Origin of the sequence: Streptomyces sp. NPDC090994, assembly GCF_044768905.1 — a bacterium.
In the GTDB taxonomy this organism is placed as follows: domain Bacteria; phylum Actinomycetota; class Actinomycetes; order Streptomycetales; family Streptomycetaceae; genus Streptomyces.
Genome location: NZ_JBIVWS010000005.1, coordinates 156,715 through 181,395, shown reverse-complemented (window position 1 = coordinate 181,395; position 24,681 = coordinate 156,715). Strand labels below are relative to the sequence as shown.

The 24,681-nt window shown below is 73.3% G+C and carries 26 protein-coding genes; 11 read left to right on the top strand and 15 right to left on the bottom strand.

Annotated features, from left to right (window positions below):
• Positions 1 to 10 precede the first annotated feature (10 nt).
• The 3 genes from ACIQR3_RS13650 to ACIQR3_RS13640 form a co-directional block, all read right to left on the bottom strand.
• Positions 11 to 670, bottom strand: coding sequence for a hypothetical protein (locus tag ACIQR3_RS13650; protein ID WP_403538040.1), 660 nt, complete (start codon positions 668 to 670; stop codon positions 11 to 13).
• Positions 671 to 838: 168 nt separating this feature from the next.
• Complete coding sequence (locus tag ACIQR3_RS13645) at positions 839 to 2,686, bottom strand: glycoside hydrolase family 3 protein (protein WP_403538039.1); 1,848 nt, start codon at positions 2,684 to 2,686, stop codon at positions 839 to 841.
• A 375-nt stretch (positions 2,687 to 3,061) separates the two neighbouring features.
• On the bottom strand, positions 3,062 to 3,979 hold the full coding sequence (locus ACIQR3_RS13640; protein ID WP_403538037.1) for a LysR family transcriptional regulator: 918 nt from the start codon (positions 3,977 to 3,979) through the stop codon (positions 3,062 to 3,064).
• 89 nt (positions 3,980 to 4,068) lie between these two features.
• On the opposite strand from ACIQR3_RS13640, the gene ACIQR3_RS13635 reads away from it, so the two are divergent.
• From ACIQR3_RS13635 to ACIQR3_RS13620, 4 genes are all read left to right on the top strand, one after another.
• The gene (locus ACIQR3_RS13635; protein WP_403538036.1) at positions 4,069 to 5,058 is read left to right on the top strand and encodes an EamA family transporter; all 990 of its coding nucleotides are present in this window, start codon (positions 4,069 to 4,071) and stop codon (positions 5,056 to 5,058) included.
• Complete coding sequence (locus ACIQR3_RS13630; protein ID WP_403538035.1) at positions 4,979 to 5,611, top strand: GNAT family N-acetyltransferase; 633 nt, start codon at positions 4,979 to 4,981, stop codon at positions 5,609 to 5,611. The genes ACIQR3_RS13635 and ACIQR3_RS13630 overlap by 80 nt, the downstream gene beginning before the upstream one ends.
• A 110-nt stretch (positions 5,612 to 5,721) precedes the next feature.
• The gene (locus ACIQR3_RS13625) at positions 5,722 to 5,973 is read left to right on the top strand and encodes a hypothetical protein (protein WP_403538033.1); all 252 of its coding nucleotides are present in this window, start codon (positions 5,722 to 5,724) and stop codon (positions 5,971 to 5,973) included.
• A 106-nt stretch (positions 5,974 to 6,079) separates the two neighbouring features.
• Positions 6,080 to 7,141, top strand: coding sequence for a DUF2637 domain-containing protein (locus ACIQR3_RS13620; RefSeq protein WP_403538031.1), 1,062 nt, complete (start codon positions 6,080 to 6,082; stop codon positions 7,139 to 7,141).
• An 18-nt stretch (positions 7,142 to 7,159) separates the two neighbouring features.
• Here the strand turns inward: ACIQR3_RS13620 and ACIQR3_RS13615 are convergent, their stop codons facing one another.
• The 3 genes from ACIQR3_RS13615 to ACIQR3_RS13605 form a co-directional block, all read right to left on the bottom strand.
• The gene (locus tag ACIQR3_RS13615; RefSeq protein WP_403538029.1) at positions 7,160 to 7,960 is read right to left on the bottom strand and encodes a sugar phosphate isomerase/epimerase family protein; all 801 of its coding nucleotides are present in this window, start codon (positions 7,958 to 7,960) and stop codon (positions 7,160 to 7,162) included.
• A 90-nt stretch (positions 7,961 to 8,050) separates the two neighbouring features.
• On the bottom strand, positions 8,051 to 8,656 hold the full coding sequence (locus ACIQR3_RS13610) for a dihydrofolate reductase family protein (protein ID WP_403538028.1): 606 nt from the start codon (positions 8,654 to 8,656) through the stop codon (positions 8,051 to 8,053).
• A 222-nt stretch (positions 8,657 to 8,878) separates the two neighbouring features.
• Positions 8,879 to 9,925, bottom strand: coding sequence for a LacI family DNA-binding transcriptional regulator (locus ACIQR3_RS13605; protein WP_403538026.1), 1,047 nt, complete (start codon positions 9,923 to 9,925; stop codon positions 8,879 to 8,881).
• Positions 9,926 to 10,102: 177 nt separating this feature from the next.
• Between ACIQR3_RS13605 and ACIQR3_RS13600 the strand changes: the two genes are divergently transcribed.
• The 3 genes from ACIQR3_RS13600 to ACIQR3_RS13590 are packed head-to-tail and all read left to right on the top strand — an operon-like array spanning position 10,103 to position 13,235.
• Complete coding sequence (locus ACIQR3_RS13600) at positions 10,103 to 11,254, top strand: Gfo/Idh/MocA family protein (RefSeq protein ID WP_403538024.1); 1,152 nt, start codon at positions 10,103 to 10,105, stop codon at positions 11,252 to 11,254.
• Positions 11,251 to 12,405, top strand: a complete 1,155-nt coding sequence (locus tag ACIQR3_RS13595) for a dihydrodipicolinate synthase family protein (RefSeq protein WP_403538022.1) — start codon at positions 11,251 to 11,253, stop codon at positions 12,403 to 12,405. The genes ACIQR3_RS13600 and ACIQR3_RS13595 overlap by 4 nt, the downstream gene beginning before the upstream one ends.
• A gap of 32 nt (positions 12,406 to 12,437) precedes the next feature.
• Entirely contained in the window at positions 12,438 to 13,235 is a 798-nt protein-coding gene (locus tag ACIQR3_RS13590; protein WP_403538439.1) for a sugar phosphate isomerase/epimerase family protein, read from the top strand.
• Between the two features lie 205 nt (positions 13,236 to 13,440).
• Here the strand turns inward: ACIQR3_RS13590 and rbsD are convergent, their stop codons facing one another.
• The 5 genes from rbsD to ACIQR3_RS13565 are packed head-to-tail and all read right to left on the bottom strand — an operon-like array spanning position 13,441 to position 19,290.
• A complete protein-coding gene (gene rbsD, locus ACIQR3_RS13585) occupies positions 13,441 to 13,827 on the bottom strand; it encodes a D-ribose pyranase (protein WP_403538020.1) in 387 nt (128 codons plus the stop codon).
• Complete coding sequence (locus ACIQR3_RS13580; RefSeq protein WP_403538018.1) at positions 13,824 to 14,726, bottom strand: ribokinase; 903 nt, start codon at positions 14,724 to 14,726, stop codon at positions 13,824 to 13,826. Before ACIQR3_RS13580 ends, rbsD begins: the two co-directional genes overlap by 4 nt.
• Before the next feature lie 58 nt (positions 14,727 to 14,784).
• Complete coding sequence (locus tag ACIQR3_RS13575; RefSeq protein WP_403538016.1) at positions 14,785 to 16,725, bottom strand: substrate-binding domain-containing protein; 1,941 nt, start codon at positions 16,723 to 16,725, stop codon at positions 14,785 to 14,787.
• Entirely contained in the window at positions 16,715 to 18,259 is a 1,545-nt protein-coding gene (locus ACIQR3_RS13570; RefSeq protein WP_403538014.1) for a sugar ABC transporter ATP-binding protein, read from the bottom strand. Before ACIQR3_RS13570 ends, ACIQR3_RS13575 begins: the two co-directional genes overlap by 11 nt.
• Positions 18,256 to 19,290, bottom strand: a complete 1,035-nt coding sequence (locus ACIQR3_RS13565; protein ID WP_403538013.1) for a LacI family DNA-binding transcriptional regulator — start codon at positions 19,288 to 19,290, stop codon at positions 18,256 to 18,258. The genes ACIQR3_RS13570 and ACIQR3_RS13565 overlap by 4 nt, the downstream gene beginning before the upstream one ends.
• Positions 19,291 to 19,570: 280 nt before the next feature.
• On the opposite strand from ACIQR3_RS13565, the gene ACIQR3_RS13560 reads away from it, so the two are divergent.
• On the top strand, positions 19,571 to 20,080 hold the full coding sequence (locus ACIQR3_RS13560; RefSeq protein ID WP_403538012.1) for a pyridoxamine 5'-phosphate oxidase family protein: 510 nt from the start codon (positions 19,571 to 19,573) through the stop codon (positions 20,078 to 20,080).
• Positions 20,081 to 20,165: 85 nt separating this feature from the next.
• Positions 20,166 to 21,002: a hypothetical protein gene (locus tag ACIQR3_RS13555; protein ID WP_403538010.1), complete on the top strand. Its 837-nt coding sequence runs from the start codon at positions 20,166 to 20,168 to the stop codon at positions 21,000 to 21,002.
• A 60-nt stretch (positions 21,003 to 21,062) separates the two neighbouring features.
• Here the strand turns inward: ACIQR3_RS13555 and ACIQR3_RS13550 are convergent, their stop codons facing one another.
• Positions 21,063 to 21,380 (bottom strand): hypothetical protein, encoded by a 318-nt coding sequence (locus tag ACIQR3_RS13550; protein ID WP_251074775.1) that lies wholly within the window; start codon positions 21,378 to 21,380, stop codon positions 21,063 to 21,065.
• A gap of 162 nt (positions 21,381 to 21,542) precedes the next feature.
• Positions 21,543 to 21,983 carry an ATP-binding protein gene (locus ACIQR3_RS13545; RefSeq protein ID WP_403538008.1) on the bottom strand — a complete coding sequence of 147 codons (441 nt, stop codon included), beginning with the start codon at positions 21,981 to 21,983 and terminating at the stop codon, positions 21,543 to 21,545.
• Positions 21,984 to 22,184: 201 nt separating this feature from the next.
• Here ACIQR3_RS13545 and ACIQR3_RS13540 point away from each other — a divergent pair, with 201 nt between their 5' ends.
• Together ACIQR3_RS13540 and ACIQR3_RS13535 are read left to right on the top strand one after the other, a co-directional pair.
• Positions 22,185 to 23,021, top strand: a complete 837-nt coding sequence (locus tag ACIQR3_RS13540; protein WP_403538006.1) for a helix-turn-helix domain-containing protein — start codon at positions 22,185 to 22,187, stop codon at positions 23,019 to 23,021.
• Between the two features lie 8 nt (positions 23,022 to 23,029).
• Positions 23,030 to 23,224: a DUF397 domain-containing protein gene (locus ACIQR3_RS13535; protein ID WP_403538005.1), complete on the top strand. Its 195-nt coding sequence runs from the start codon at positions 23,030 to 23,032 to the stop codon at positions 23,222 to 23,224.
• 30 nt (positions 23,225 to 23,254) lie between these two features.
• On the opposite strand, the gene ACIQR3_RS13530 is transcribed toward ACIQR3_RS13535, so the two are convergent.
• Both ACIQR3_RS13530 and ACIQR3_RS13525 read right to left on the bottom strand, forming a co-directional pair.
• Entirely contained in the window at positions 23,255 to 23,935 is a 681-nt protein-coding gene (locus ACIQR3_RS13530; RefSeq protein WP_403538003.1) for a hypothetical protein, read from the bottom strand.
• Between the two features lie 120 nt (positions 23,936 to 24,055).
• Positions 24,056 to 24,634, bottom strand: a complete 579-nt coding sequence (locus ACIQR3_RS13525) for a Uma2 family endonuclease (protein ID WP_215165930.1) — start codon at positions 24,632 to 24,634, stop codon at positions 24,056 to 24,058.
• Positions 24,635 to 24,681 lie beyond the last annotated feature (47 nt).

Below are 24,681 nucleotides of genomic sequence, written 5' to 3'. Positions count from 1 at the left end.
GCGGCGCGGCTCACACCGGCCGGGCGCAGCCCACCGGACGCTCCCCGCCGAGACGGACGTACAGCGCCGTCGCGGCGGGGCAGCGGGCCCGGTCGGTCACCGCGTCGACCACCTTGTACTGCGGGGCCCGCTCGCCCGTGCCGGCGCAGGCCGTCTCCCGGACCTCGTCGCCGCCCGCCTCGTACACGCAGTCCCCGACGATGGTGCGCGGGCCGCCCCCGCCGCCGGGATCGCCGGGGTGCGGCGGCTGGAGGTTGCGCATGCAGGCGTAGCCCCGGGGCACCGCCCCGTCGCCGTCCTCGTCGGAGGAGGGCCGCTGCTCGCTGATGTGCAGCACGAAGTCGGTGGTCGCCGGGCACGGTGGACCGCCCTCCTCCCGGCCGTCGTGCCGGGCCACGACCCGCGCCGCCGCCCGCTCACTGGCGCACGCCACCTCGGTGAAGCTGGTCGTGCCGAACGAGCTGCACTCGTCGACCGCGAGGAACACCGCCCCGTACCCGGACGGCCGGACCGTCGTCGCGGCCCCCGCCGTCCCGCCGCCCAGCCGTCCGTCCGCCGCGGTCGTCGCGCCGGGCGTGCTCTGACAGGCGCTCAGCAGCACGGTGCTCAGCAGCACGGCGCACAGCGCGGAGAGCGCCACCGGCGCCCCCGCGGACCCACTCCGACGCATCGCCGCCCCCGCATTCCCCCCGTACGGCCCCGCGTTCTCCGGGACCACCGTCCAGCGTGACCCGCCGCGGCGGGCGCACGCCAGACGCGCGGGGGTGTATTGCGCCGCGTGCGGGGCCCGCGCCCGGCGCGTGTCGTACGCGCGCTACGCCCGGTACGACAGCGCGCGCTACGCCCGGTACGACAGCCCGTGCCCGGCCGGCAGGAGCACCGCCGCCGGATCGTCCGCCCGCGGTACCGGCACCGGCAGCCTGCCCCGGGGCCGTACCCGCCCGGCGAGGACCCGGGCCGCCGCGCGCACCTCGACGTCGGTCCAGCCGTAGGCGGCCAGCACGGCCGCCGCGCCGGGGAGATGGGCGACGTCGTACGGGTTGCGGACGGCGACCACCGCCACCGGCTTCCCGGCCGCCGCCAACTCCCGCACCAGCACCGCCTGCCGGCTGCCCGCGGTGACGTTGTAGGTGACGGCGACGACCACGTCGGCGTCCCCGGCCGCCGCGACCGCCCGCTCGACGACGGAGGCGGACGGGGAGGTGCCGGTGGACAGGGCGGTGGCCGTGAAGCCCAGTCCGGTGAGCGCGTCCGCGAGCACGCCGGTCGGCGGGCCGGTCGTGCCCGTGGGGGAGGCGGGGTCCGCGCCGACGACCAGGAGCCGCGGGGTGCGGCGCCGCTCCAGCGGCAGCAGCTGCCCCTCGTTGACCAGCAGGGTGGTCGTCCGCTCGGCGATCCGGTCGGCCGCCGCGAGGTGCGCGCGGACGCCGACCGTGCGGTCCACCTCCCGCCGCGAGGTGTACGGGTCCCGGAACAGCCCCAGCTTCCGCTTCAGCCGCAGCACGCGCAGGACCGATTCTTCGAGCCGCGCCTCGGTGAGTTCCCCCTCCCGTACGGCGGTCAGCACCGCGTTCCAGGCCAGGTCCAGGTCGGGCGGGTTGAGGAGCTGGTCGGCGCCCGCCTTCAGCGCCAGCACCGGCACCCGCGCGTCGCCGTACTTGGTCCGTACGCCCTCCATGGCGAGGGAGTCGGTGACGACGACCCCGTCGTAGCCCAGCTCGTCACGGAGCAGGCCGGTGAGGATCGGGCGGGAGAGGGTCGCCGGGTCACCGGAGTCGTCGAGCGCCGGGACCATGAGGTGAGCGGTCATGATCGCGTCGATGCCGGCCGCGATCGCGGCCCGGAACGGCGGCGCGTCCAGCTCCTCCCACTCCTCGCGGCTGTGCGTGATGACCGGGAAGCCGGTGTGGCTGTCGACGGAGGTGTCCCCGTGCCCGGGGAAGTGCTTGGCGCAGGCGGCGACGCCCGACCCCTGGTACCCGGCGACCTCGGCGGCGACCAGCCGGGCCACCGCCGCCGGTCCGGAACCGAAGGAGCGGACGCCGATCACCGGGTTGGCCGGGTCGACGTTGACGTCGGCGACGGGCGCGTAGTCCTGCCGGATGCCCAGCGCGCGCAGCTCGGCGCCGGCGATCCGGCCCAGGGCGCGGGCGTCGGACCGCGACCCGCCGGCCCCGATCGCCATCGCCCCCGGGAACAGCGTGGCCGGCGCGCCCACCCGGGCCACCGCGCCGTGCTCCTGGTCGGTGGAGACCAGCACGGGCAGCCCGCGCTCCAGTTCCAGGGAGGCCCGCTGGATGCCGTCGGACAGCTCGGCGATCTGGTGCGGGTCGCGGGTGTTGTGCGCCCAGGTGAAGTAGAGGACGCCGCCGACCCGGTACCTGGCGACCAGTTCGGCGGCGGTGCGCACGCCCAGTTCCTTCAGGTTGGCGTCGATGTCGGCCTGGTCGGGGGCGGTGGCGGAGTGGCCGTAGACCCGGGAGACGAAGAGCTGGCCGACCTTCTCCTCCAGGGACATCCGGGCGACGAGGGCACGGAGCCCGTCGCCGTCCGGTACGGCGGTCCGCGCGGACGCGGGGCCGGCGGCGGCGAGGGCCGCGGTGACGCCGGCCCCGGCGGCGAGGAGGGCGCGTCTGGAGGGCTGTGCGGCGGACTGTGCGGCGCTTTCCGTGCTGCTGTCGGGCACGTGCGCTCCTTTGCGGACCGGGGACGGCTGACGGAAACTTCCGGGAAGTCAGCAATATCCGGGAAGTTTCCGCCGGTCAAGGGAGCGCACAGGCGCGGCGGGGCGGGGCCGCCGCCGGCGCTGGGAGGGAGGGCGCCGGCGGCGGCGCGGTGCCGGCCGGGGTGCGGCGGAGAGGGTTGGTCAGCGATCGCAGCCAGCAGCGAGGGCCGACACCGCACCACGGAGACTCGTCCGGCACCGCGCGCATTGGACGGACGGACCCGGGCCCGGGTTCCCGGACCGGCCGGGTCGGTGCCGGTGTGCCCGAGGGGGCCGATGGGGCCGGGTCCGGCGCGCGGACCCCTCCGGGGCGGGCCCGCGGCCGACGCGCCGGGGTCAGTCCCGGGCGTGGGCCGAGACCGCCGGCCAGTGCGCGCGCAGCGCCCGTACCGTCTCCGCGATCGCCGGACGCCGGGCCGCCCCCGTCCGCCACAGCGCGTACAGCCGCCGTACCGGCATCGGGTCGAGCGGCACCTCCACCACCCCGGCGGGCAGCGGCCCGCGCCCGAGGCGGGGGATGAGCGCGACGCCGAGCCCGGCGGCGACCAGCGCGACCAGCGTCGGGTTCTCGTCGGCCTGGTGCACGAGGTCGGGCTCGTGCCCGGCGGCGCGCAGCGTCCGCACCAGCCAGTCGTGGCAGACCCGGCCCGGCGGCTGACAGATCCACCGCTCGCCGCCCAGCTCCTCCCGCCGTACCGCGTCCCGCCCGGCGAAGGGGTGCCCCTCGGGGACGAGCAGATCGCACAGGTCGTCCCCGATGACCGCCTGCTCCACCCCGGCCGGCGCGGGCAGCGGCGCGATGTCCCAGTCGTGCGCCACCACCAGGTCGACCGCCCCCTTGGCCACCAGACCCACCGACAGATGCGGGTCGACCTCGGTCAGGCGCGCGTCCAGGGCGGGGTGCTCCCGGGCCAGTTCCGCCAGGACGCCGGGCAGCAGCCCGCGCGCCGCCGACGCGAACGCGGCGATGGCCAGCGGCCCGGCCGGCCGCCCCCGCCGCTCCTCCAGCTCCGTCTCGGCCCGCTCCACGATCGTCATCAACTCTCGCGCCGTATCCGCCAGTTGACGCGCCTCTGCGGTGAGCCGTACGCCCCGCCCCTCCCGTTCGAGGAGCACCGTCCGGGTCTCCCGCTCCAGCTTGGCGATCTGCTGGGAGACGGCGGACGGCGTGTAGCCCAGCGCGGTGGCGGCGGCGCCGACCGTGCCGTGCACCGAGACCGCGTGCAGGGCACGCAGCCGCTGGAGATCGAGCACGGGCCCGCCCCTTTCATCAGTGTTGCTTCATCCAACCATGCAGTATTCATCGCTGGTGCTTCACGGTCCCCGCCGGTCATCCTCGGCGTATGCGACCGTCCCACCTCTTCCTCGCCGTCCTCGTCGCCGCCGTATGGGGCGTCAACTTCACCGTCATAGAGATCGGCCTCGACCACTTCCCGCCGCTGCTCTTCTCCGCCCTGCGCTTCCTGGTCGCCGCCCTCCCCGCGGTGTTCCTCGTGGGCCGCCCCAAGGTGGCGTGGAAGTGGATCGTGGCGGTGGGGCTGGTGCTGGGCGTGGCCAAGTTCGGCCTGCTGTTCGTGGGCATGGACGCGGGCATGCCGGCCGGACTGTCCTCGCTGGTGCTCCAGATCCAGGCGGTGTTCACGGCCGTGATCGCCGGGGCGGTCCTGGGGGAGCGGCCCACGCGGGTGCGGGTGGCGGGCATGGCGGTGGCCCTGGCCGGCATCGGCGTCGCGGCCTGGGACGAGGGCACCTCCGGTCCGCTGGGCGCCTTCGCCCTGGTGATCGCGGCGGCGGCCTGCTGGGGCGTGTCCAACGTCCTGACCCGCAAGGCGTCCCCGCCCGACTCGCTGAACTTCATGGTGTGGGTGAGCACCGTCCCGGTACTGCCCCTGCTCGCCCTGTCCCTGCTCACCGAGGGCCCCTCCGCCGACTGGGCCGCCCTGCGCGCCCTGGACTGGCAGGGCGCGGGCACCGTGGTCTACGTCGCCTGGGTCACCACCGTCTTCGGCTTCGGCGCCTGGGGCCGGCTGCTGCGCCGCCACCCGGCCTCGGCGGTCGCGCCGTTCTCGCTGCTGGTGCCGGTCTTCGGGATGTCGTCGGCGGCGCTGTTCCTGGGCGAGCCGGTCTCCCCGGCCCGCTGGTGCGCGGCGGCGCTGCTGGTGGGCGGGGTGGCGCTGACCTCGCTGCCGTCCCGGCGCCGGCGGACCGGAAAACCGTTCGACGGTCCCGTGACCGGCGGGAACAATGCGGCCGGTGACGTTCACGATGAGAGCCCCGGTCCTCGACGGCACGCTGGTACGGCTGGAGCCGCTGGCCCGGCGGCACGCGGCTGACCTCGCCGAGGCGGCCGAGGAGGACCGCTCCGGCTACGGGTACACCTGGGTGCCGAGGGCCGGCGAGGTCGACGCCTACCTCGACACACAGCTCGCCCGCGCCGCGTCCGGGCGGCTCGCCCCCTACGCCCAGATCTCCCTCGCCACCGGCCGGGCCGTCGGCGCCACGGCCTACTGGGAGCCCCGGTCCTGGCGGACGGAGGACGCCCTGGACGCCGTGGAGGTCGGCTTCACCTGGCTCGCCCGCTCGGCCCAGGGCACCGGTCTGAACGCCGAGGCCAAACTGCTCCTCTTCCGGCACGCCTTCGAGGTCTGGGGCGTGGCCCGCGTCGACTTGAAGACGGACGCCCGCAACCGCCGCTCCCGCGCCGCCATCGAGTCGGTGGGCGCCCGCTTCGAGGGCGTCCTGCGCAACTGGTCCCGCTCCCGGGTCCCCGGCGAGGAGGACCGGCTGCGGGACTCCGCCGTCTACTCGATCACGGCGGCGGAGTGGCCCGAGCGCCGCGAGCGGCTGGCCCGGAAGGTCGCGGACAGCGCGGCGGTACGACTATGAAACAAAGCCGCTTTTCGTCCCGTCGGCACACTGCGAATAAATGACTTGTCCGGCTAATTGTTCACTCGTGTGCCGCGCATCCAGCGGAGTGACCCGGCGTTAGTCGGAACATGAGCAAGGTGACTGGGTGCACGGCCGCGCCGAACGTGCTCTCGCTGGGTTCCGATCCTTACGTCCAGGCGCCGGTGCACTCGGCTGCCGCGATGAACGGAACTCTGTCGAAAGGCGGACTCCCTGTGCCCCTCAGGGAGACGGAGCCGATTCTGCGGGATTTCCTGGACGTGCTGGGTGAGTTGCAGGACGATTTCACCCGCCGCTTGGGCGCGATCAAAGAATGGCCAGTACTGTCGCGAGCTGAATGATCGGGCCCTATTTATCGTGTATGACGACGAACTCGTTTACGGCCGCGGATTCCCGGGACCTTACGCGGCTTCTTATCCGAATTCCTACCCGAACCGGACCACCGGCGTGTACGACGAGGCGGGCCACGGACGGCACCGCGCTCCCGCCGACGACACGGAACCCCTCGTACCGGACATGGCCTGGGACGAGGAACTGGCCGTCATGCTCCAGGACGCCCTGGAGGAGCAGCTTCCCGGCGGTCCACCGCACCCGGACCGGCGCGGGGACGGTGTCGACGGCCTCGACGAGACACCGGCCGCCGCCCCTGTCCCGGGCAGCCCCCTGGGGAACCTGCGGGACATCACGGAGGAACTGCCCGCGCTGAAGGAGACCCGGGCCGGTCGCAGCCACCGCCGGGCCCGGCCGCCCCGCCCGCCCCGCGGCCCCCGCGGGGTCGAGGCCGTCAGTTACGTCACCGCCGCGCTCGCCACGGTCATCGCCTCCGCGGTGAGCCTGCTGAGCGGCATCGTGGCCTACGACCCGCTGCGTGTCGTCGCCGTGACCCGGCTGGAGTCCGGTGTGGTCGCCTGGTGGCCCCTGCTGGTCTTCGGCCCCTGGCTGGTGGCGTCGCTCTCCGTCCTGCGGGCGGCGCTGCACCAGCGCCGGGCCCTGCACGCCTGGTGCGTCGTCCTGGGCTTCTCGCTCATCGCGGTCTTCCTGTGCGTGCTCCAGGCGCCCGGCACCGTCGTCGACGTGGCCGCCGCCGCCCTGCCCGGCCTGGCGTCCCTGGCCTGCTTCCAGCAGCTGGTGCGGCAGATCACCCTGACCCGGCCGCCCAGGCGCCGCGCGCCGCGCCACCGCGTACGACCCGAGTCCCGGCAGCAGGCCGAGCCGGACCGGAAGACCGGGACCGGCGGGACGCCCGACGCGACGACGGACACCCCCGCCCCCGCCCCCGCCCCGGCCGCGACGCCCCCGGCTCCTGCCCCTGCCCCTGCCCAGGCTCCCGCCCCCGCCGGTGCCCGGTACGACGCCCGTCGGGAGCCCCGCCGTCCCGCGCCCGCGCCCACGCCGCCGCCCCGGACGCCGGAGCCCCCCGTCACCACGTACGTGATCAGCAACGGCCGCCCGCTGCGGGCCCGGCAGACCGGTCAGCCCCGGTCCTTCCCGGCCCCGCGGACCGGCTGACCGCCGGGCCCGCCCGGTTCAGGCCGACTCGTTGAGCAGCCGGCCCAGATGCCGCCGTCCCGCGCCCAGGATTCCGGGCAGCGGGGCGGCGTTCTCGTACCACCGCTTCTCGTACTCCCAGCACAGCCAGCCGTCCCAGCCGTGCCGGGACAGCAGGTCCACGCACTCGGCGAGCGGCAGCACGCCCTGGCCGAGCGGCAGCGGCGTGGTGTCGTCCGCCGAGGCGATGTCCTTGACCTGCACATAGCCGAGGTGCGGGGAGAGCGCGGCGTAGGAATCCGCCGGCTGCTCGCCGCCCAGCCAGGTGTGCATCACGTCCCACAGCGCACCGGCCTGACGGTGCCCGACCAGGCCGAGGACGCGGATCGCGTCGGCGCCCGTGCGGTGCGAGTCGTGGGTCTCCAGGAGGATCCGCACCCCCGCCTCGGTGGCGTACTCGGCGGCCGTGCCCAGCCGCCGGGCGGCCGTCGCGTCCGCCTCCTCGGGGCTCTGCTCGGTGCCGCCGCCGGGGAAGATCCGCACGTACGGGGCGCCCAGGTCGCGGGCGAGGTCGAGGAGGGCGCGGATCTCCGCGAGGACGGGGGCGTCGTCGCCGGGGGCCGCGACCCGCACGTAGCCCGCGGCACAGAGGATCGCGACGCCGGCCGCCTCGAACTCGGCCGCGACCGCGGCCCGTTCGGCGGGGGACAGGCCGGGGTGCACCGGTTCCTCGGGGTGGGCGCGCAGTTCGACCCCGTGCCAGCCGTGCTCGGTCGCGAGCCGCAGCACGTCGGTCACGGGCATTCCGGGGACGCCGAGGGTGGAGAACGCCAGTTTCATGACCTTGGACCCTACCCGCTGGGACGCGCCTCACTCCGGTGTCGCGAGCGGGCGCGACGTCGCGTACGCCCGCGTCCGGCGGCGGCGCGGTCAGGCCCCGGTGGGCGCGCGGTAGACGCAGACCTGGGCGCCGGTGGGCGCGGCGGTCGCGGAGACCAGCTCGAAGCCCCGCAGCGCACCGTCGCGCGGGAAGATCGTCTTGCCGCCGCCCAGGATCACGGGCATCACGATCAGCCGCAGTTCGTCGACCAGGCCCTCGCCCAGCAGCAGCCGGACGAGCGAGGGACTGCCCATCACCAGCAGCCCGCCGCCGGCTCCGGCCCCGCCCTCCGCGCGCAGCCCGCGCAGGCGGGGGAGGGCCTCGGTGCCGGGGACGCGGGTGGTGTTCCAGGTCATGTCGGCGTCGGTGAGGCGGTCGGAGACGACGTACTTCGGCAGGGCGTTGAGCCGGTCGGCGAAGAGGTCCCCGGCCTGCGCGGGCCACGCCCGGGCCATCACCTCCCAGGTCCGCCGCCCGTACAGCAGCGCCTCCGTCTCCGCCAGCGCCGCGTCGAACGCCCCGCCGACCACCTCCGGGTCGAAGTACGGCCCCGACCAGCCGCCGTGCGCGAACCCGCCGTCGCTGTCCTCCTCCGGCCCGCCGGGCGCCTGCACGACGCCGTCGAGACTGATGAACTCGCTGATCACGATACGCATGGGGTCCGTTCCTCAAGGGGTCGTGCCGGGTGGGTACGGCCAGACAGACCGACGGAGCGCGCGAAACTCATCGGTGCGGACTCATCGGTGCGGACTCATCAGTACGGGACTCGCCAGTGCGGGACTCGTCGGTGCGGACTCATCGGTGCGGGACTCGTCGGTGCGGGACTCGTCAGTGCGGGACTCGTCGGCACCCGGCGCCACAGGGCCGCCGACGCCTCGTCACCCCCGAGGCCGCCCGGAGGACCCCCGTACCATCAGTTCCCCCCGCACCGTGGCGATCCCCCCGGGCGGCGCCTCCTCCCGGCCCATCGCGATGCGCCCGGCCCGTGCCCCCGCCTCCGCCAGCGGCAGCCGCACCGTCGTCAGCGCCGGTACCGCGTCGATGCTGAACGGCAGGTCGTCGAAGCCCGCCACCGACACGTCCGCCGGGATCGCCAGCCCCGACTCCCGCAGCGCCGCGCACGCCCCCAGCGCGACGGAGTCGTTCGCGGCGACCACCGCCGTCAGGGACGGGTCCCTGCGCAGCAGCTCCAGCGTGGCCTCGTAACCGGACCGGCGGTCATAGCGTCCGTGGACCGTCCAGCGCGGGTCCTCCGCGATGCCGTGCGCGGCGAGCGCGGCGCGGTGGCCCTCCAGCCGGTGCCGGGTGGTCGTCCGTTCCACGGGCCCCGCGATGTAGCCGACGCGCCGGTGCCCGAGTCCGATCAGGTGCTCGGTCAGCTCCCGTCCCCCGCCCCGGTTGTCGAAGGTCAGCGCGATCGCCCCGGTGTCCGGCGCCGGCGGCCGGCCGCACAGCACCACCCGGGTCCCCGCCTCCGCGAGCCTGCGCAGCTTCGCCGCCACCGCCGCCTGGTGCGGCGCGTCCTCCACCGCCCCGCCGGTCAGCACCACGGCCGCCGCCCGCTGCCGTTGCAGCAGCGTGAGGTAGGTCAGCTCGCGCTCCGGGGAGCCGCCGGTGTTGCAGACCACGGCGAGCCGCTCGCCGCCCGCCCGGCCGCCCGGCCCGCCGATCTCGGACTGGATCGCGCCCGCCATGATCCCGAAGAACGGGTCGGCGATGTCGTTCACCAGGATGCCGACCAGGTCGGAGGTGGCGGCGGCGAGCGCGCTCGCGGGGCCGTTCAGTACGTAGTCCAGCTCGTCGACCGCCTTGAGCACCCGCTCCCGGGTGGACGCGGCGACGGGATAGTTCCCGTTCAGCACGCGCGACACCGTCGCGGGGGAGACCTGCGCGCGGGCCGCCACGTCCGCCAGGGTCACCGTCATGTCCTCGTCCTCCGCATCGTCGCGCCCGGGAACCCGGCGGGCGCGTCACCCCACTCGCCCGGCCGTGGTCTTGTCCGGACCACCGTCCACAGGCTAGCGTCGTATCAGATAGAAAGCGCTTGCTATCACGCCCGTCCCGGCGGAAGCGGCGCGCGAACCGCGTACGAAGGGAATGACGTGACACGCAAGACGGTGCGTATCGCCATGAACGGTGTGACCGGGCGCATGGGCTACCGCCAGCACCTCGTCCGCTCCATCCTGGCCCTGCGCGAACAGGGCGGACTCGACCTGGGCGACGGCACCACGCTGTGGCCGGAGCCGGTCCTGGTCGGCCGCCGCGAGCACGCGCTCAGGGCGCTGGCCGAACGGCACGGCCTGGAGCACGTCTCCACGGACCTGGACGCGGTCCTCGCCGACGACAGCGTCGACATCTACTTCGACGCGCAGGTGACCTCGGCCCGCGAGGAGGCGATCAGGAAGGCGATCGCCGCGGGCAAGCACATCTACACCGAGAAGCCCACCGCCACCGGCCTCGACGGCGCCCTGGAGCTGGCCCGCCTGGCCGACGCCGCCGGCATCAAGCACGGCGTCGTCCAGGACAAGCTGTTCCTCCCGGGCCTGCTCAAGCTCAAGCGCCTCATCGACGGCGGCTTCTTCGGCCGGATCCTCTCGGTGCGCGGCGAGTTCGGCTACTGGGTCTTCGAGGGCGACTGGCAGGACGCCCAGCGCCCGTCCTGGAACTACCGCGCGGAGGACGGCGGCGGCATCGTCGTCGACATGTTCCCGCACTGGGAGTACGTGCTGCACGAGCTGTTCGGCCGGGTGACGTCCGTCCAGGCCCTCACCGCCACCCACATCCCGCAGCGCTGGGACGAGAACGGCAAGCCCTACGACGCCACCGCCGACGACGCCGCGTACGGGATCTTCGAACTCGACGGCGGCGCGATCGCGCAGATCAACTCCTCCTGGGCGGTCCGCGTCAACCGCGACGAACTGGTCGAGTTCCAGGTCGACGGCACCGAGGGCTCGGCCGTCGCCGGCCTGCGCAACTGCCGCGTCCAGCACCGCTCGGCCACCCCCAAGCCGGTCTGGAACCCCGACATCCCCGCCACCTACGCCTTCCGCGACCAGTGGCAGGAGGTCCCCGACAACGGGGAGTTCGACAACGGCTTCAAGGCGCAGTGGGAGCTGTTCCTGCGCCACGTCCACGCCGACGCCCCCTACCACTGGGACCTGCTGGCCGGTGCCCGCGGCGTCCAGCTCGCCGAGCTGGGCCTGAAGTCCTCCGCCGAGGGCCGCCGCCTGGACGTACCGGAGATCGCGCTGTGACCCTCCACCTCCCGAACGCCGACGGCACCCTGCGCGCCTACACGCCCCGCACCGAGCCGGCCGCGCGGACGACGCCGGGAAGCGCTTTCACCTCCCGTACGGTCTTCTCGGCCGCGCACGTCGTCGCCGACCCGTACGCCGACACCACCCCCGACGGCCCCGCCGCCGTCGACTGGGACGCCACCCTCGCCTTCCGCCGCCACCTGTGGTCCCACGGGCTCGGCGTCGCCGAGGCGATGGACACCGCCCAGCGCGGCATGGGCCTGGACTGGGCCGGCGCCGCCGAGCTGATCCGCCGCTCCTCCGCCGAGGCCAAGGCGGCCGGCGGCCGGATCGCCTGCGGCGTCGGCACCGACCAGCTCACCACCGGCACCCTCGCCGACATCCGGGCCGCGTACGAGGAGCAGCTCGCCGTCACCGAGGAAGCGGGCGCCCAGGCCATCCTGATGGCCTCCCGCGCCCTGGCCGCGACGGCGAAAGGCCCGGACGACTACCTGGAGGTCTACGGCCACCTGCTGCGCCAGGCCGCCGAACCGGTGATCCTGCACTGGCTCGGCCCGATGTTCGACCCGGCCCTGGAGGGCTACTGGGGCTCGTCCGACCTCGACACGGCGACCGGCACCTTCCTGGAGGTCATCGCCGCCCACCCCGACAAGGTCGACGGCATCAAGGTCTCCCTCCTCGACGCCCAGCGCGAGATCGACCTGCGCCGCCGCCTCCCGCAGGGCGTGCGCTGCTACACCGGCGACGACTTCCACTACCCCGAGCTGATCGCCGGCGACGACCAGGGCTTCAGCCACGCCCTGCTCGGCATCTTCGACCCGCTGGGCCCGCTGGCGGCCGAGGCGGTCCACGTCCTGGACACCGGGGACACGGACGGCTTCCGCGCCCTCCTCGACCCCACCGTCGACCTCTCCCGCCACCTCTTCCAGGCCCCGACCCGCTACTACAAGACGGGCGTGGTCCTCCTGGCCTGGCTGGCCGGCCACCAGTCCCACTTCTCGATGGTCGGCGGCCTCCAGTCCGCCCGCTCCCTGCCCCACCTCGCCCGCGCCTACGAACTCGCCGACGGGATCGGCCTGTTCCCCGACCCGAAGCTGGCCGAGGAACGGATGCGCACCCTGCTGTCCCTGTACGGAGTCACCCAGTGAGCGACGACCTCTCCCGCTTCTCCATCAACCAGATGACCGTCAAGCAGCTCACGCTGCCCGAACTGACCGCCGCCTGCCGCGACCTGGGCGTCGGCAACGTCGGCCTGTGGCGCGAACCCGTCCAGGAGTACGGCGTCCAGGCCGCCGCCGAGCTGGTCCGCGACGCGGGCCTGCGCGTCACCACCCTGTGCCGCGGCGGCTTCCTCACCGCGACCGACCCGGACGCCCGCAAGGCCGCCCTGGACGACAACCGCCGCGCCGTCGACGAGGCCGCCGTCCTCGGCACCGACACCCTGGTGCTGGTCTCCGGCGGCCTGCCGCCCGGCGACAAGGACCTCACCGCCGCCCGCGAACGCATCGCGGACGCCCTCGCCGAACTCGCCCCCTACGCCGAGGAGCACGGCGTCCGCCTCGCCATCGAGCCGCTGCACCCGATGTACGCGGCCGACCGCTGCGTGGTCTCCACCCTCACCCAGGCCCTGGACCTCGCCGAACGGTTCCCCGCCCACCAGGTGGGCGTCACGGTGGACACGTACCACATCTGGTGGGACGACCGGGCGCCCGAGCAGATCGCGCGGGCGGGCGCGGGCGGCCGTATCCACACCTTCCAGCTCGCCGACTGGACCACCCCGTTGCCCGAGGGCGTCCTCAACGGCCGCGGCCAGCTCGGGGACGGCTCGGTCGACATGCGGGAGTGGAAGGGGTACGTCGAGGCGGCCGGGTACACCGGCCCCATCGAGGTGGAACTCTTCAACGAGGGGCTGTGGGCCCGCGACGGCCGGGAGGTGCTGGCGCAGACGGCCCGGCGGTTCGTGGAGCACGCGCTCTGACGCCCGCCCCCCTTTCAGCAGAGCCGCGGAAAAATCTTCGTGTCCCCGTGCAACCCTTCGCCCACCCGGCGTGTCGTACATGGCATCAGGACACCCGCAGGGGGAGATCTGGGGGGATCGCGGAGTCCTGAGGGAGGGGAAACGCGAGGGGGCCCGGTCGGTGAACCGGGCCCCCGAAGTGTTGCTCGGGGCGGGCGGGCCAGGGTCAGAAGAAGACCCCGCAGCGCAGCAGCACATTGGCGTACGGCCGCGCTTCCCCGGTCCGCACCACCAGCCGGGCCCCCGCGGACAGCTCCTTCAGCCGTTCGTGCGGGACGAGGACGAGGGCGGGCAGCGCGTCCAGGAGCCGGGCCGCCTCGGGGTTGGCCGCCCGTACCTCCTCCGCCCCCGTGGCGCCCTCCACCACCAGCTCCGCCAGCAGCCCGTCCAGCACCTCGGCGAAGGACGGCACCCCGGCCCGGAACGCCAGGTCGACGACGCGCGGCCCGTCGGGGATCGGCATCCCCGCGTCGCACACCAGCACGCCGTCCCCGTGGCCCAGCCCGGCCAGCGCTCCGGCGAGATGCCGGTTGAGGATCCCGGCCTTCTTCACAGCGCCGCCACCTCCTCGGCGGTCGGGTACGACTCCTGCGCCCCCGCCTTGGTCACGGCCGCCGCGCCGACCCGGGCCGCGTACGCCGCCGCCTCGGCCGGCGGGGCGCCCGCGCCGAGCCGGTAGGCCAGCGCCGCGGTGAACGCGTCGCCCGCGCCCGTGGTGTCCACGACGTCCACCGCCACCGACGCCACCCGCGTCACGCCCTCCTTCGAGGCCACCAGCGCGCCCTCGGCCCCCAGGGTCACCACCACCGAGCGCGGGCCCTTCGCCAGCAGGATGCGGGCCCAGTCCTCGGGGTCGTCGCTCACACAGGCGGACCCCAGGATCACCTTCGCCTCGTGCTCGTTGACGATCAGCGGGTCGCAGGCGTCCAGCACCTCGCGCGGCAGCGGGCGCGGCGGCGACGGGTTGAGGACGAAACGGCTGTCCGGGGTCAGGTTCCGCACCACCTCCACCACCGTCTCCAAGGGGATCTCCAGCATCGTGGACACCACCCGGGAGGCGTGGAAGAGGCTGGTGGCGGCCCGGACGTCACCCGGGGTGAGCCGGCCGTTGGCGCCCGGCGAGACGACGATGCTGTTGTCCCCGGACGGGTCCACGGTGATCAGCGCGACGCCGGTCGGCACGTCGCCCACCAGGACCCCCACCGTGTCGACGCCGGCCGCCCGCTGCGCGTCCAGCAGCAGCCGGCCGTGCCCGTCGTCACCGACCTTGGCCAGCAGGGCCGTACGGGCCCCGAGCCGGGCGGCGGCCACCGCCTGGTTGGCGCCCTTGCCGCCCGGGTGGACGGCCAGGTCGGAGCCGAGCACCGTCTCCCCGGCCCCCGGCCGCCGATCGACACCGATCACCAGGTCGGCGTTGGCCGACCCGACGACCAGCAGGTCGTAGTCGTACATGTCCATCTCCCCGCATCCGCGTCCGCGTCCGTGAGCCTGTGCCGCCGTCGGTCAGCCGTCAGCCGTCGAAGCCGGCCACATTCTCCTCGGTGACCACCTTCACCGGCACCTTGACCGTCTCCTCGGTCTTCTTCCCCTCGGCCGCCCGCAGCGCGTTGTCCACGGCGATCCGGCCGAGCTGCTTGGGCTGCTGCGCGACGGACGCGTACAGCGTGCCGTCCTGGACCGCCTTCAGCCCGTCCGGCGTGCCGTCGAACCCGACGACCTGCACCGACGTCCCGGCCTTCGCGCCCAGCGCCTTGATCGCGCCGAGCGCCATCTCGTCGTTCTCCGCGAAGACGCCCTTGATGCCGGGGTGGGCCTGGAGCAGGTTCGTCATCACGTCCAGCCCCTTGGTGCGGTCGAAGTCGGCGGGCTGCTTGGCGACCACCTCGATGCCCGGGTACGCCTTGAGCCCCTCGGCGAACCCGGCGCCGCGCTCCCGGCTGGCGGAGGTGCCGGCCTGCCCCTGGAGGATCACGATGGTGCCCTTGCCGCCGAGCTTCTCGGCGAGCGCCTTGGCGCCCAGCGCGCCGCCCTCGACGTTGTCGGAGGCGACCAGCGCGGCGGTGTCCGCCTTGTTGACGCCGCGGTCCACGGCGACGACGGGGATGCCGGCCTTGTTGGCCGAGCGCACCGAGGGGCCGGCCGCGTCGGAGTCGACGGGGTTGACGATGACCGACGACAGCCCCTCGCTGGTGAAGTTCTGCACCTGGTTGGCCTGCTGCGAGGCGTCGTTCTGGGCGTCGGTGACGGTGAGTTCGACGCCCAGCTTCTCCGCCTCCTCCTCGGCGCCCGCCCGGATCTGTACGAAGAAGGGGTTGTTCAGCGTCGACAGCGACAGCCCGATCCTCTGCTTGCCGCCCGCGTCGGACCCGCCGTGCAGCAGCGAGGTCGCGCCGACGACGGCCACCGCGACGGCCGCCGCGATCAGATAGGTGACGGCCTGCTTGCCCTTGCCGCCGGGCGTCCCGGCCCCCGCCGGCGCCGGGGTCGCCCCCGCCTTGCGCCGCACGGTGTCGAGCAGCACCGCCAGCGCGATGACGACACCGATGACGACCTGCTGCCAGAACGCCGACACCGACAGCAGGTTGAGCCCGTTGCGCAGCACCGCCAGGATCAGCGCGCCGATCAGCGTCCCCGACGCCTTGCCGGTACCGCCCGCGAGCGAGGCCCCGCCGATCACCACAGCCGCGATGGCGTCCAGCTCGTACCCCTGCGCGGCCTGCGGCTGCGCGGAGGAGAGCCGGGAGGCCAGCACGATGCCGGCCGCGGCGGCGAACAGCCCGGAGAAGGCGTAGATGGCGAGCTTCTGCCGCTTGACCCGCAGCCCGGACAGCCGCGCGGCCTCCTCGTTGCCGCCGATGGCGTACATGGCACGCCCGATGTACGTCCGCCCCAGCACGAACGCCGTGATCAGCCCCATCACGACCATCACCAGCACGGGCACCGGCAGCCAGCCGCCGAGCGTGTCGCCGAGGTGCGAGACGGAGTCCGGGAACGGGATCGGCGACCCCTGCGAGATGACCAGCGACAGCCCGCGCCCGACCGACAGCATCGCCAGCGTCGCGATGAACGGCGGCAGTTTCCCGTACGAGACGAGGAACCCGTTGACGAGCCCGCACGCGATGCCGGTCGCGACCGCCAGCACCAGCGCTATCGGCACCGGCACCCCGCCCTCGGCGGCGCTCCACGCCAGCACGGTCGCCGACAGCGCGGCGACCGAACCGACCGACAGGTCGATGCCGGCCGCGACGATCACGAAGGTGACGCCGAAGGCGAGGATGGCGGTGACGGCCGCCTGCACCCCCACGTTGAGCAGGTTGTCCGTCGTCAGGAAGTCCCCCGACAGCGCCGACATGGCGACGACGAGGACGATCAGCGCGGTCAGCGCGCCGTTGTCGAGCAGCAGCCGGCGCAGACCGCCGCCGGACGTGTTCTTGAGGGTGTCAGCGGCCACCGTCGGCCTCCGTTCCATGGTTCTGAGCGTTCTGCGGGTTGCTGACGGCGAGCGCCATCACGGCGTCCTGGGTGGCCTCCCCGGCGGCGAGTTCGCCGGCGATCCGGCCCTGCGCCATGACCAGCACCCGGTCGCTCATGCCGAGCACCTCGGGCAGGTCACTGGAGATCATCAGGACGGCGGCGCCGGCTGCCGTCAGCTCGTTGATCAGCTGGTAGATCTCGACCTTGGCGCCGACGTCGATCCCGCGCGTCGGCTCGTCGAGGATCAGCACCTTGGTGTCGGCCAGCAGCCACTTGCCGATGACGACCTTCTGCTGGTTGCCGCCGGAGAGCGTGCGCACCTGCTGCCCGAGGCCCGCCATCCGCACGCCGAGCTGCCCGGCGATCCGGGCCGCGGCGGCGCGCTGCCCCTTGAGGTCGACGAGCCCCGCGCGGGACGTGGACCGCAGCGTGACCAGCCCCAGGTTCTCCTCGACGGAGGCGTCGAGCACGAGCCCCTGCCCCTTGCGGTCCTCGGGCACCAGCCCGATCCCGGCGGCCATCGCGGCGTTGACGTCGTGCCCCCGCAGCCGCGCGCCCCCGACCAGGACACTGCCCCGGTCATAGGGGTCGGCCCCGAACACGGCCCGTACGACCTCGGTCCGCCCGGCCCCGACCAGCCCCGCGATCCCGACGACCTCCCCGGCCCGCACCTCGAAACTCACGTCGTGGAACACCCCGCCCCGGGTGAGCCCCTCCACCTTGAGCAGCGCCTCACCGGCGTCCGCCCGCTCCCGCGGGTACTGCTGCTCGATCGACCGCCCGACCATGAGCCGTACGAGTTCGTCCTCGGGGGTGGAGGCGGGCACCTGCCCGACGCTCGCACCGTCCCGGATGACGGTGACCCGGTCCCCGAGGGCGGCGATCTCCTCCAGGTGGTGGGTGATGAAGACGATCCCGACCCCGTCCGCCCGCAGCCGCCGCACGATGGCGAAGAGCTTCTCCACCTCCTCCGAGGTGAGCACGGCGGTCGGCTCGTCCATGATCAGCACCCGCGCGTCGAGGCTCAGCGCCTTGGCGATCTCGACCATCTGGAGCCGCGCGATCCCCAGTTCACGCACCCGGGTGCGCGGCGACACGTCGACCCCCACCCGCTCCAGCAGCACGGCGGCGTCGGCGTCCATCCGCTTCCGGTCGATCATCCCCAGCCGCCGCGGCTGCCGCCCGAGGAAGATGTTCTCGGCGACGGTCAGCTCGGGAACGAGATTGAACTCCTGGTAGATGGTGGCGATCCCGAGCCGCTCGCTGTCCTGCGCCCCGTTGATCCGCACCTCCCGGCCGCCGACGAGAATCCGCCCGGCGTCGGGCGTGTGCGCGCCGGAGAGCGTCTTGATGAGGGTGCTCTTGCCGGCGCCGTTCTCACCGAGCAGCACGTGCACCTCGCCCCGGCGCAGATCGAAGTCCACGCCGTCCAGCGCGACCACGCCGGGGAAGGTCTTGCGGATGCCCTCGATGCGCAGCAACTCGTCGTCCCGCACGTCCTGGCTGCTCACGTCGTACTCCTTCGTACGGAATTCGGGGACCGGTCGGGGCCGGGTTCGCCGCACGACCGCCGTACGACGAGCCGCGCGGGCAGGGTCACGGACGCACCGGCCCGCCCCTCGACCCGGTCGACCAGCGCGCGCACGGCGGCCCGCCCCAGTTCCCCCGTCGGCTGGGCGATCGCGGTGACCGGCGGATCGGTGTGCACGAACCAGCGGATGTCGTCGAACGCGGCGAGCGCGATGTCGTCGGGCACCCGCAGACCGCGCGCCCGTACGGCGTCCAGGGCGCCGAGCGCCATCAGGTTGTCGGCGGCGAAGACGACGTCGGGCGGCTCGGGCAGGTCGAGGAACCCCTCGGTGACCCGTCGCCCGCTCTCCGCCTGGAAGTCGCCCTGCCCGATGTAGTGGCCGGGCAGGGGAAGCCCGTACGCGCCGAGCGCCTCCCGGAAGGCGTCCACCCGCTCCTGGCCGGTGGTCGTGGCCGCGGGCCCCGCGATGATGGCGAGCCGCCGGTGCCCGAGCCCGTGCAGGTGCGCCACCAGGTCCCGGACGGCGGCCCGCCCGTCCGACCGCACCACGGGCACGTCGACGCCCGGTATCCACCGGTCCACGAACACCATCGGCGTCCCGGCCCGCGCCGCCTCCAGCATCCGGGGCGAGCCGCCGTCGGTCGGCGACACCAGCAGCCCGTCGATCCGCCGGTCCAGCAGCGTCGTCACGTGGTGGTCCTGCAACTCGGGCCGCTCGTCGGCGTTGCCGATGATGACGCTGTAGCCGAGCGCGCGGGCCTCCTCCTCGACGGAGCGGGCCAGTTCGGTGAAGTAAGGGTTCAGTACGTCGCTGATGACCAGGCCGAGCGTGCGGGTCTGGTCGGTGCGCAGGGACCGGGCGACGGCGTTGGGCCGGTACCCGAGGGCCTCGACGGCCGCCAGCACCCGGTCGCGCGCGCCCTCGCTGACGGACGGGTGCCCGTTGAGCACCCGCGACACCGTGGCGACGGAGACGCCGGCCTCGGCGGCGACGTCCTTGATGCTCGCCATCGCGTTCCACCTCCTCGTGGAATCGATTACACGAGGAGGATTGGAATCGATTACACGACGGCCTGGCAAGGGGGTGGGAGAGGCCGAGACCGGATCGTGACCGGCGTCCGGTCAGATCCGGCGTCGAGCGGCGCGGCCCGCGACGACCTCCAGCGGGTGGCCGACAGGGCACTGGCCGGCCGGCCCGCTGCCTGAGACACCGGCCCCGGCCCCCTCGGTCGCCGGGCGTAGGTCCCGCGCCCCAGGTGCGCCGCGCCCCGCCTGGCTAGGGTCGTTCCTCATGGACACCACGGACATCGCCGGTCGCCGGACGCTGCCGGAACGCACGCGCGACACCCTGCGGCGGCTCACCACCGAACGGGACGCCTGGCTGTCCACGGCTCACCCGGACCACGGTCCGCACCAGGTGCCCCTCTGGTTCCTGTGGGACGGGCGAGCCGTGTGGATGTGCACCGGCGCCACGTCCGTGACCGCGCGCAACGTCCGCGCGGAGCCGCGGGTACGCCTGGCGCTGCCGGACGCCTTCGACGTGGTGCTCGTCCAGGGCGAGGCGGAGTGCTTCACCGACCAGGAGGTGCCCGGACCCGCCGCGGAGGCGTTCGCCGGCAAGTTCGGCTGGGACCCGCGCGGGGAAGAGGGACACTTCCTGTACCTGCGCGTGACCCCGAGGACCGTGCGCGCCTGGCGCGGTGTACCGGAGCTGCGCGGAAGGGTCGTCATGCGGGACGGGAAGTGGCTGGAGCGGCAGCCGTCCTCGACGATCCCGCCCCGGACACCGGACGGTCGATGACAGGATCGCCAGATGCTGAGCGAACTCGTCCGCACCCCGTACGTGCCTCCCGCCTCCCGCGCCGCCCTGTACGGCGGGTGAGCCCATGGACTCCGAGGGGATGTCCACGATCGTGGGCGCGGTGTGCACGCTCCTGGGGGTGGCCGTCGGCGCCCTCGGCGCCCTGGCCGCCGCCCGGGTGCAGTTGCGCGGGGCGATCGCGCAGGCGGACGCGGTGCTGGCGCAGGCCGACATGACCTACCGGGCGGCCCTCGACCAGACGCATGCCGCGCAGCGCGCCGCGCACGAGCAGTGGCGCCGGGAGATCAGACGGGACGCCTACGCGGCGTTCGTCACCGCGCTCGACGAGGTCAAGGAGCTGGTCGCCCGGCCCGAACTCCTCGATGCCGACGCCCTGTCGGCCGCCTCGCGCGCGGTGACGGCGGCCTTCGCGGTGGTGGAGCTGGAAGGCCCGGCCCCTCTCACGGACCTCGCCCGGACGGCACAGCGGCGTTGCCTCGTGGCCGACGAGCAGGCCCGGCGGCTGGCCCCACGCGCCACCGCCATGCACGTCCTGAGTACGGCGACCGGTGCCGCGACGGACCAGGCCGACAGCGGGTCCCCGTCCGCCCTCGCCCGCGCGGCCCACCGGGCACTGACCCAACTGCGCGAAGCCGCCTTCCGCCACGACACCGGCCGAGCGGACCGGTCCGCCTACGAATCCGCGCGCCACCGCGCGGCCGAGGCCCTGGACGCGTGCGGCCTCTTCACGGCCGAGCAGCGGCACGCCCTGCTCGGCGACCCCTCGTGGGAGGCGGCCCTGCGGATGGGCAGCGAACACGCCGAGGCGCTACGGCAGTTCGACGCGGCCCGGGGCGACTTCGTGTCCACGGCCCGCGAACTCCTCGACACCGCCACCGACACCGCCACCGGCCGCCGATGAGACGGCGGTGCCGTGCGGGGGCCGGAGAGCCGGCCGGCCGCACGGCACCACCCACTGTCCTTACCGTACGAGCACGACCGAGTTGATCGGCGTGAAGTCGTACGGCGCGTAGGCGCCGGTGGCGCGCTGCACGGGGTAGCAGTCGGCGCCGTTGTACCCCTTGCAGATCTGGAAGCCGGCGCCTCCCGTCTGGTTGTTCACGATCACCCGGGTACCGGTCACGTTGGACAGGTTGTGGGCGCCGTAGCTGTAGAAGATGTTCTTGTTCAGGATGCTGCCGTTCGCTTCGCGGATGCAGACCGCGCCGGACGGACAGGCTGTCGCGGCCGAGGCGCTCGGCGCCAGGGTGACCCCGAGGGCACCCAGGGCGAGAGTCATGCCGGCGACCGTTGCTGCGAGCTTGCGCAATGTTCCCCCTATGTCGGGATGCCCCGGTATGGGCATCTCGTACGTCGAAAATAGCCGGGCCGGTGAGGGCACGCCAGAGCACCGGGACAACTCACGTGCCGTGGTGCGAATGGGACTCAAGAGGCGGACGTGTCATCGGCGTTGCGACAGATGTCCGGATCGGTCCCCTTGAGTCACCCCCACCTCGCACCACACGTACTTGCCCCGGCTCCCCTCCCCGGGCAGCGGATACCAGCCCCACGCGTCGGCACACGCCCGCACGAGGGTCAGTCCTCGGCCTTCCTCCGCATCGGCCACGCGGGCGCATGACGCCGGCGGTTCCGGTGGCTCCGGATCGGTGTCCCAGGCCCCGATCCGCAACGTTCCGGGCGGAGTCCACCGGACCCGCAAGGCGGCGGGGCCTTTCGTATGCCGTACGGCGTTGGAGACCAGTTCGGTGGCGAGCAACTCCGCAGTGTCCACCAGGCCGATGAGGCCGTGCATGGTGAGGATGAGCCGCAGGGTGCGGCGGCAGACAGTGACCGCTCTGAGGTCGTTCGGGATGTGGAGGGTGTAGTTCCAGGCTTCGGGCATGCGTCATCGACTCCGGTGAGAGTGAGCGGATGAATGAACGAGAGGGAGGGCGCCGTGCGCGGTGGCAGTGCCGCGGCCGTCACGGCAGGACGGAGCGGTGCGCTTCCACGCTGTGTTCGTCTCGTCACAGACGGTATGGGTATTCTGCTACCCGTGACAAGCTGATCGCGTGATCGGCCCCTCAAAAGAGGAGAGCGACCCATGGTCCAAAGACGCGAACCAACAGCACGTCAGGTGCGGCTGGGTGCCGAGCTGCGCAGACTTCGCGAGGCGGCCGGCCTGACCGTCATCCAGTCAGCGGCGCTGCTGGGGGCGAGCAGGGCGCAGATCAGTCATATCGAGCTGGGCCTCACGGGCGTGAGCGAGGAGCGCCTGCGTCGACTCGCATCCCATTACGCCTGCACGGACACGGAGTACATCGACGCGCTGGTGGACATGGCCACGGACCGGACGCGCGGCTGGTGGGAGGCGTACCGGGGTCGACTGCCCACGTCGTTCCTGGACTTGTCCGAGCTGGAACACCACGCTCGCTTCCTGCGTAACGTGGCGATCCTGTACGTGCCGGGCCTGTTGCAGACGGAGGACTACTCGCGAGCGGTCTTCTCCTCCAGGCTGCCGGAACTGACCGCTGAGGAACTTGAGTTGCGCATCGAGCACCGAAAAGCGCGCCAGAGGTCCACCACTCCGTACGAGACGTTGGTCCACGAGGCGGCGCTACGGATCAGAGTCAGCGACCGCGCCGCCTCCAGGGCCCAGCTGGCCCGTCTTCTCGACCTGTCCGAAGCGAGCCATGTCACCGTGCGCGTCATCCCGTTCGACCTGGACGGCTTCGCCAGGGCGTCGAGCACGATGACGTACGCGGGCGGTCCCGTGCCCAGGCTGGACACCGTATTGCGCGACGCGCCCCATGGCTCGGTCCTCCTCGACTCCGAGGCACAGCTGGGCGCCTACCGGACCCGGTTTCATAAGATGCGGGCCGTGTCACTGGACCCCGTCCCCTCGCGTGATTTCATCAACCGGCTGGCGAAAGAACTGTGAGGTCTCACATGAACAGTTGGCGCAAGTCCTCCTACTCCGGCGAAGGCGACGGCAACGATTGCGTGGAAGTGGCGACCTCACCCACCCGCACAGCCGTCCGCGACTCGAAGACCCCCCACGCGCCCACCCTCACCTTCCCGGCGTCCTCCTTCACCGCGTTCGTCGAGTCCCTCAAGCGGACGGCGAGCGAAACGGAGGCGTAGGCACTCCCGGCGCCGCCCCCGCCGGAGCGCTCACGACTTCCGCGCCTTCCGCAGCGCCGCGCTGACCGCCTCCTCGTTCCGGCCGAAGACCGCCTTCTCCAGGCTCTTGTCGTCCTCCCGGGAGAACCGCTCCCCGAGTGACACGTCCTCCTTGCTCAGCACCCGCCCGCACCACTCGCCCTGCCCGGCGACATGGTCGTCGAACGGTACGGCCGCGCCCTCCCCGAGCACGACCCACGCGTCGTCGACCCAGCGCAGCGCGAGCAGATAGGTGTGCCCGGTCTCCAGCCGGGGCGCCGCCGCGGCCGTCCGCTTGATGCGCGTACCGCTGTCGTAGACCCGCCACCCGGGGGCGACCATGTCGAAGCTGTCGCCCAGTTCCTGCCGGGGCGACCCGGCGGACCACAGGACGTCGTCCGCACGGAAGGTCACGTCCCGGTCCGCCGTGTACTTCACCGAACCCTCGGTGTAGTCCTCCCGGTTGATCTCCTTCTCCGCGGTGGGCGTCGCCACGACGACGTGGTCGGCGTTGGTGACCCAGTCCGACGCGCTCTGCGACGCGTACGCGTCCTGCGGGATCCCGCACCCGACCACGGTGTCCAGACCGCCCTGGCCGACCATCACCCCGGCGAGCACCCCGGCGGCGGCCAGGACCGCGGCGATGGGCCGGCCGGGCAGACGGTCGAACAGGGCGGGACGCGCGGATCTCATCAGGGCACACCGTTCCGGGAGACTGTTGGTGCAGGACAAGACGATCAACAGGCCCGAACGGTTACCTCGAAGATCGACATCCGTGTAACAGCCGCCCCGCACCCCGTCCCCGGGGCCTCCCTAAGACCTGCCGTCCTTCCCGTACCGCCGGAACTCCGACGTCTCCACGGTCCACGGCCCGAACGGCACCGAGTCGCCGAAGATGTACGGCTCCTTGTTGCTGTAACGGCCCTTGCAGGGCTCGGAGTGGACCTCGATCGTGCCGGTGCGCGGGTCGACGATCAGGTAGAGCGGGATGCCCATGGCGGGATAGTCCGCGAGCTTCGCGTCGTAGTCGTTGCTCGGGTTGGACGGGGAGACGATCTCGATGGCGGCCAGCACCTGCGTAGCGTCGACGGCGAGACCCTCTTCGTCCAGAGCGGTCTCGGGGATGACCACGGCGTCGGGCCGGCGCATACGGCCCAGCGCCGGGTGCTCGATCTCGGGGCCGTTCTCGCAGACGTGGCCCGGGTGGGTGGCAGGAAGCTGCGTGTTGAGCTGATTGCGGATGCGTCGGACCGTGCCCTCGTGCCGCTTCGAGGGACACATCATGGCCAGTATCGGACCGGACGGCCCGATCTCCACGCTCCAAGCTCCTTCGAGCTGCTCGGCGTAGGCCCCGAGGTCCGCGGCGATGGCGCGCATCTTGGCGTAGTCCATGTGTCAAGACTACTGAGCGACTCCCCGCCGGACCGCCCGCTGTCACA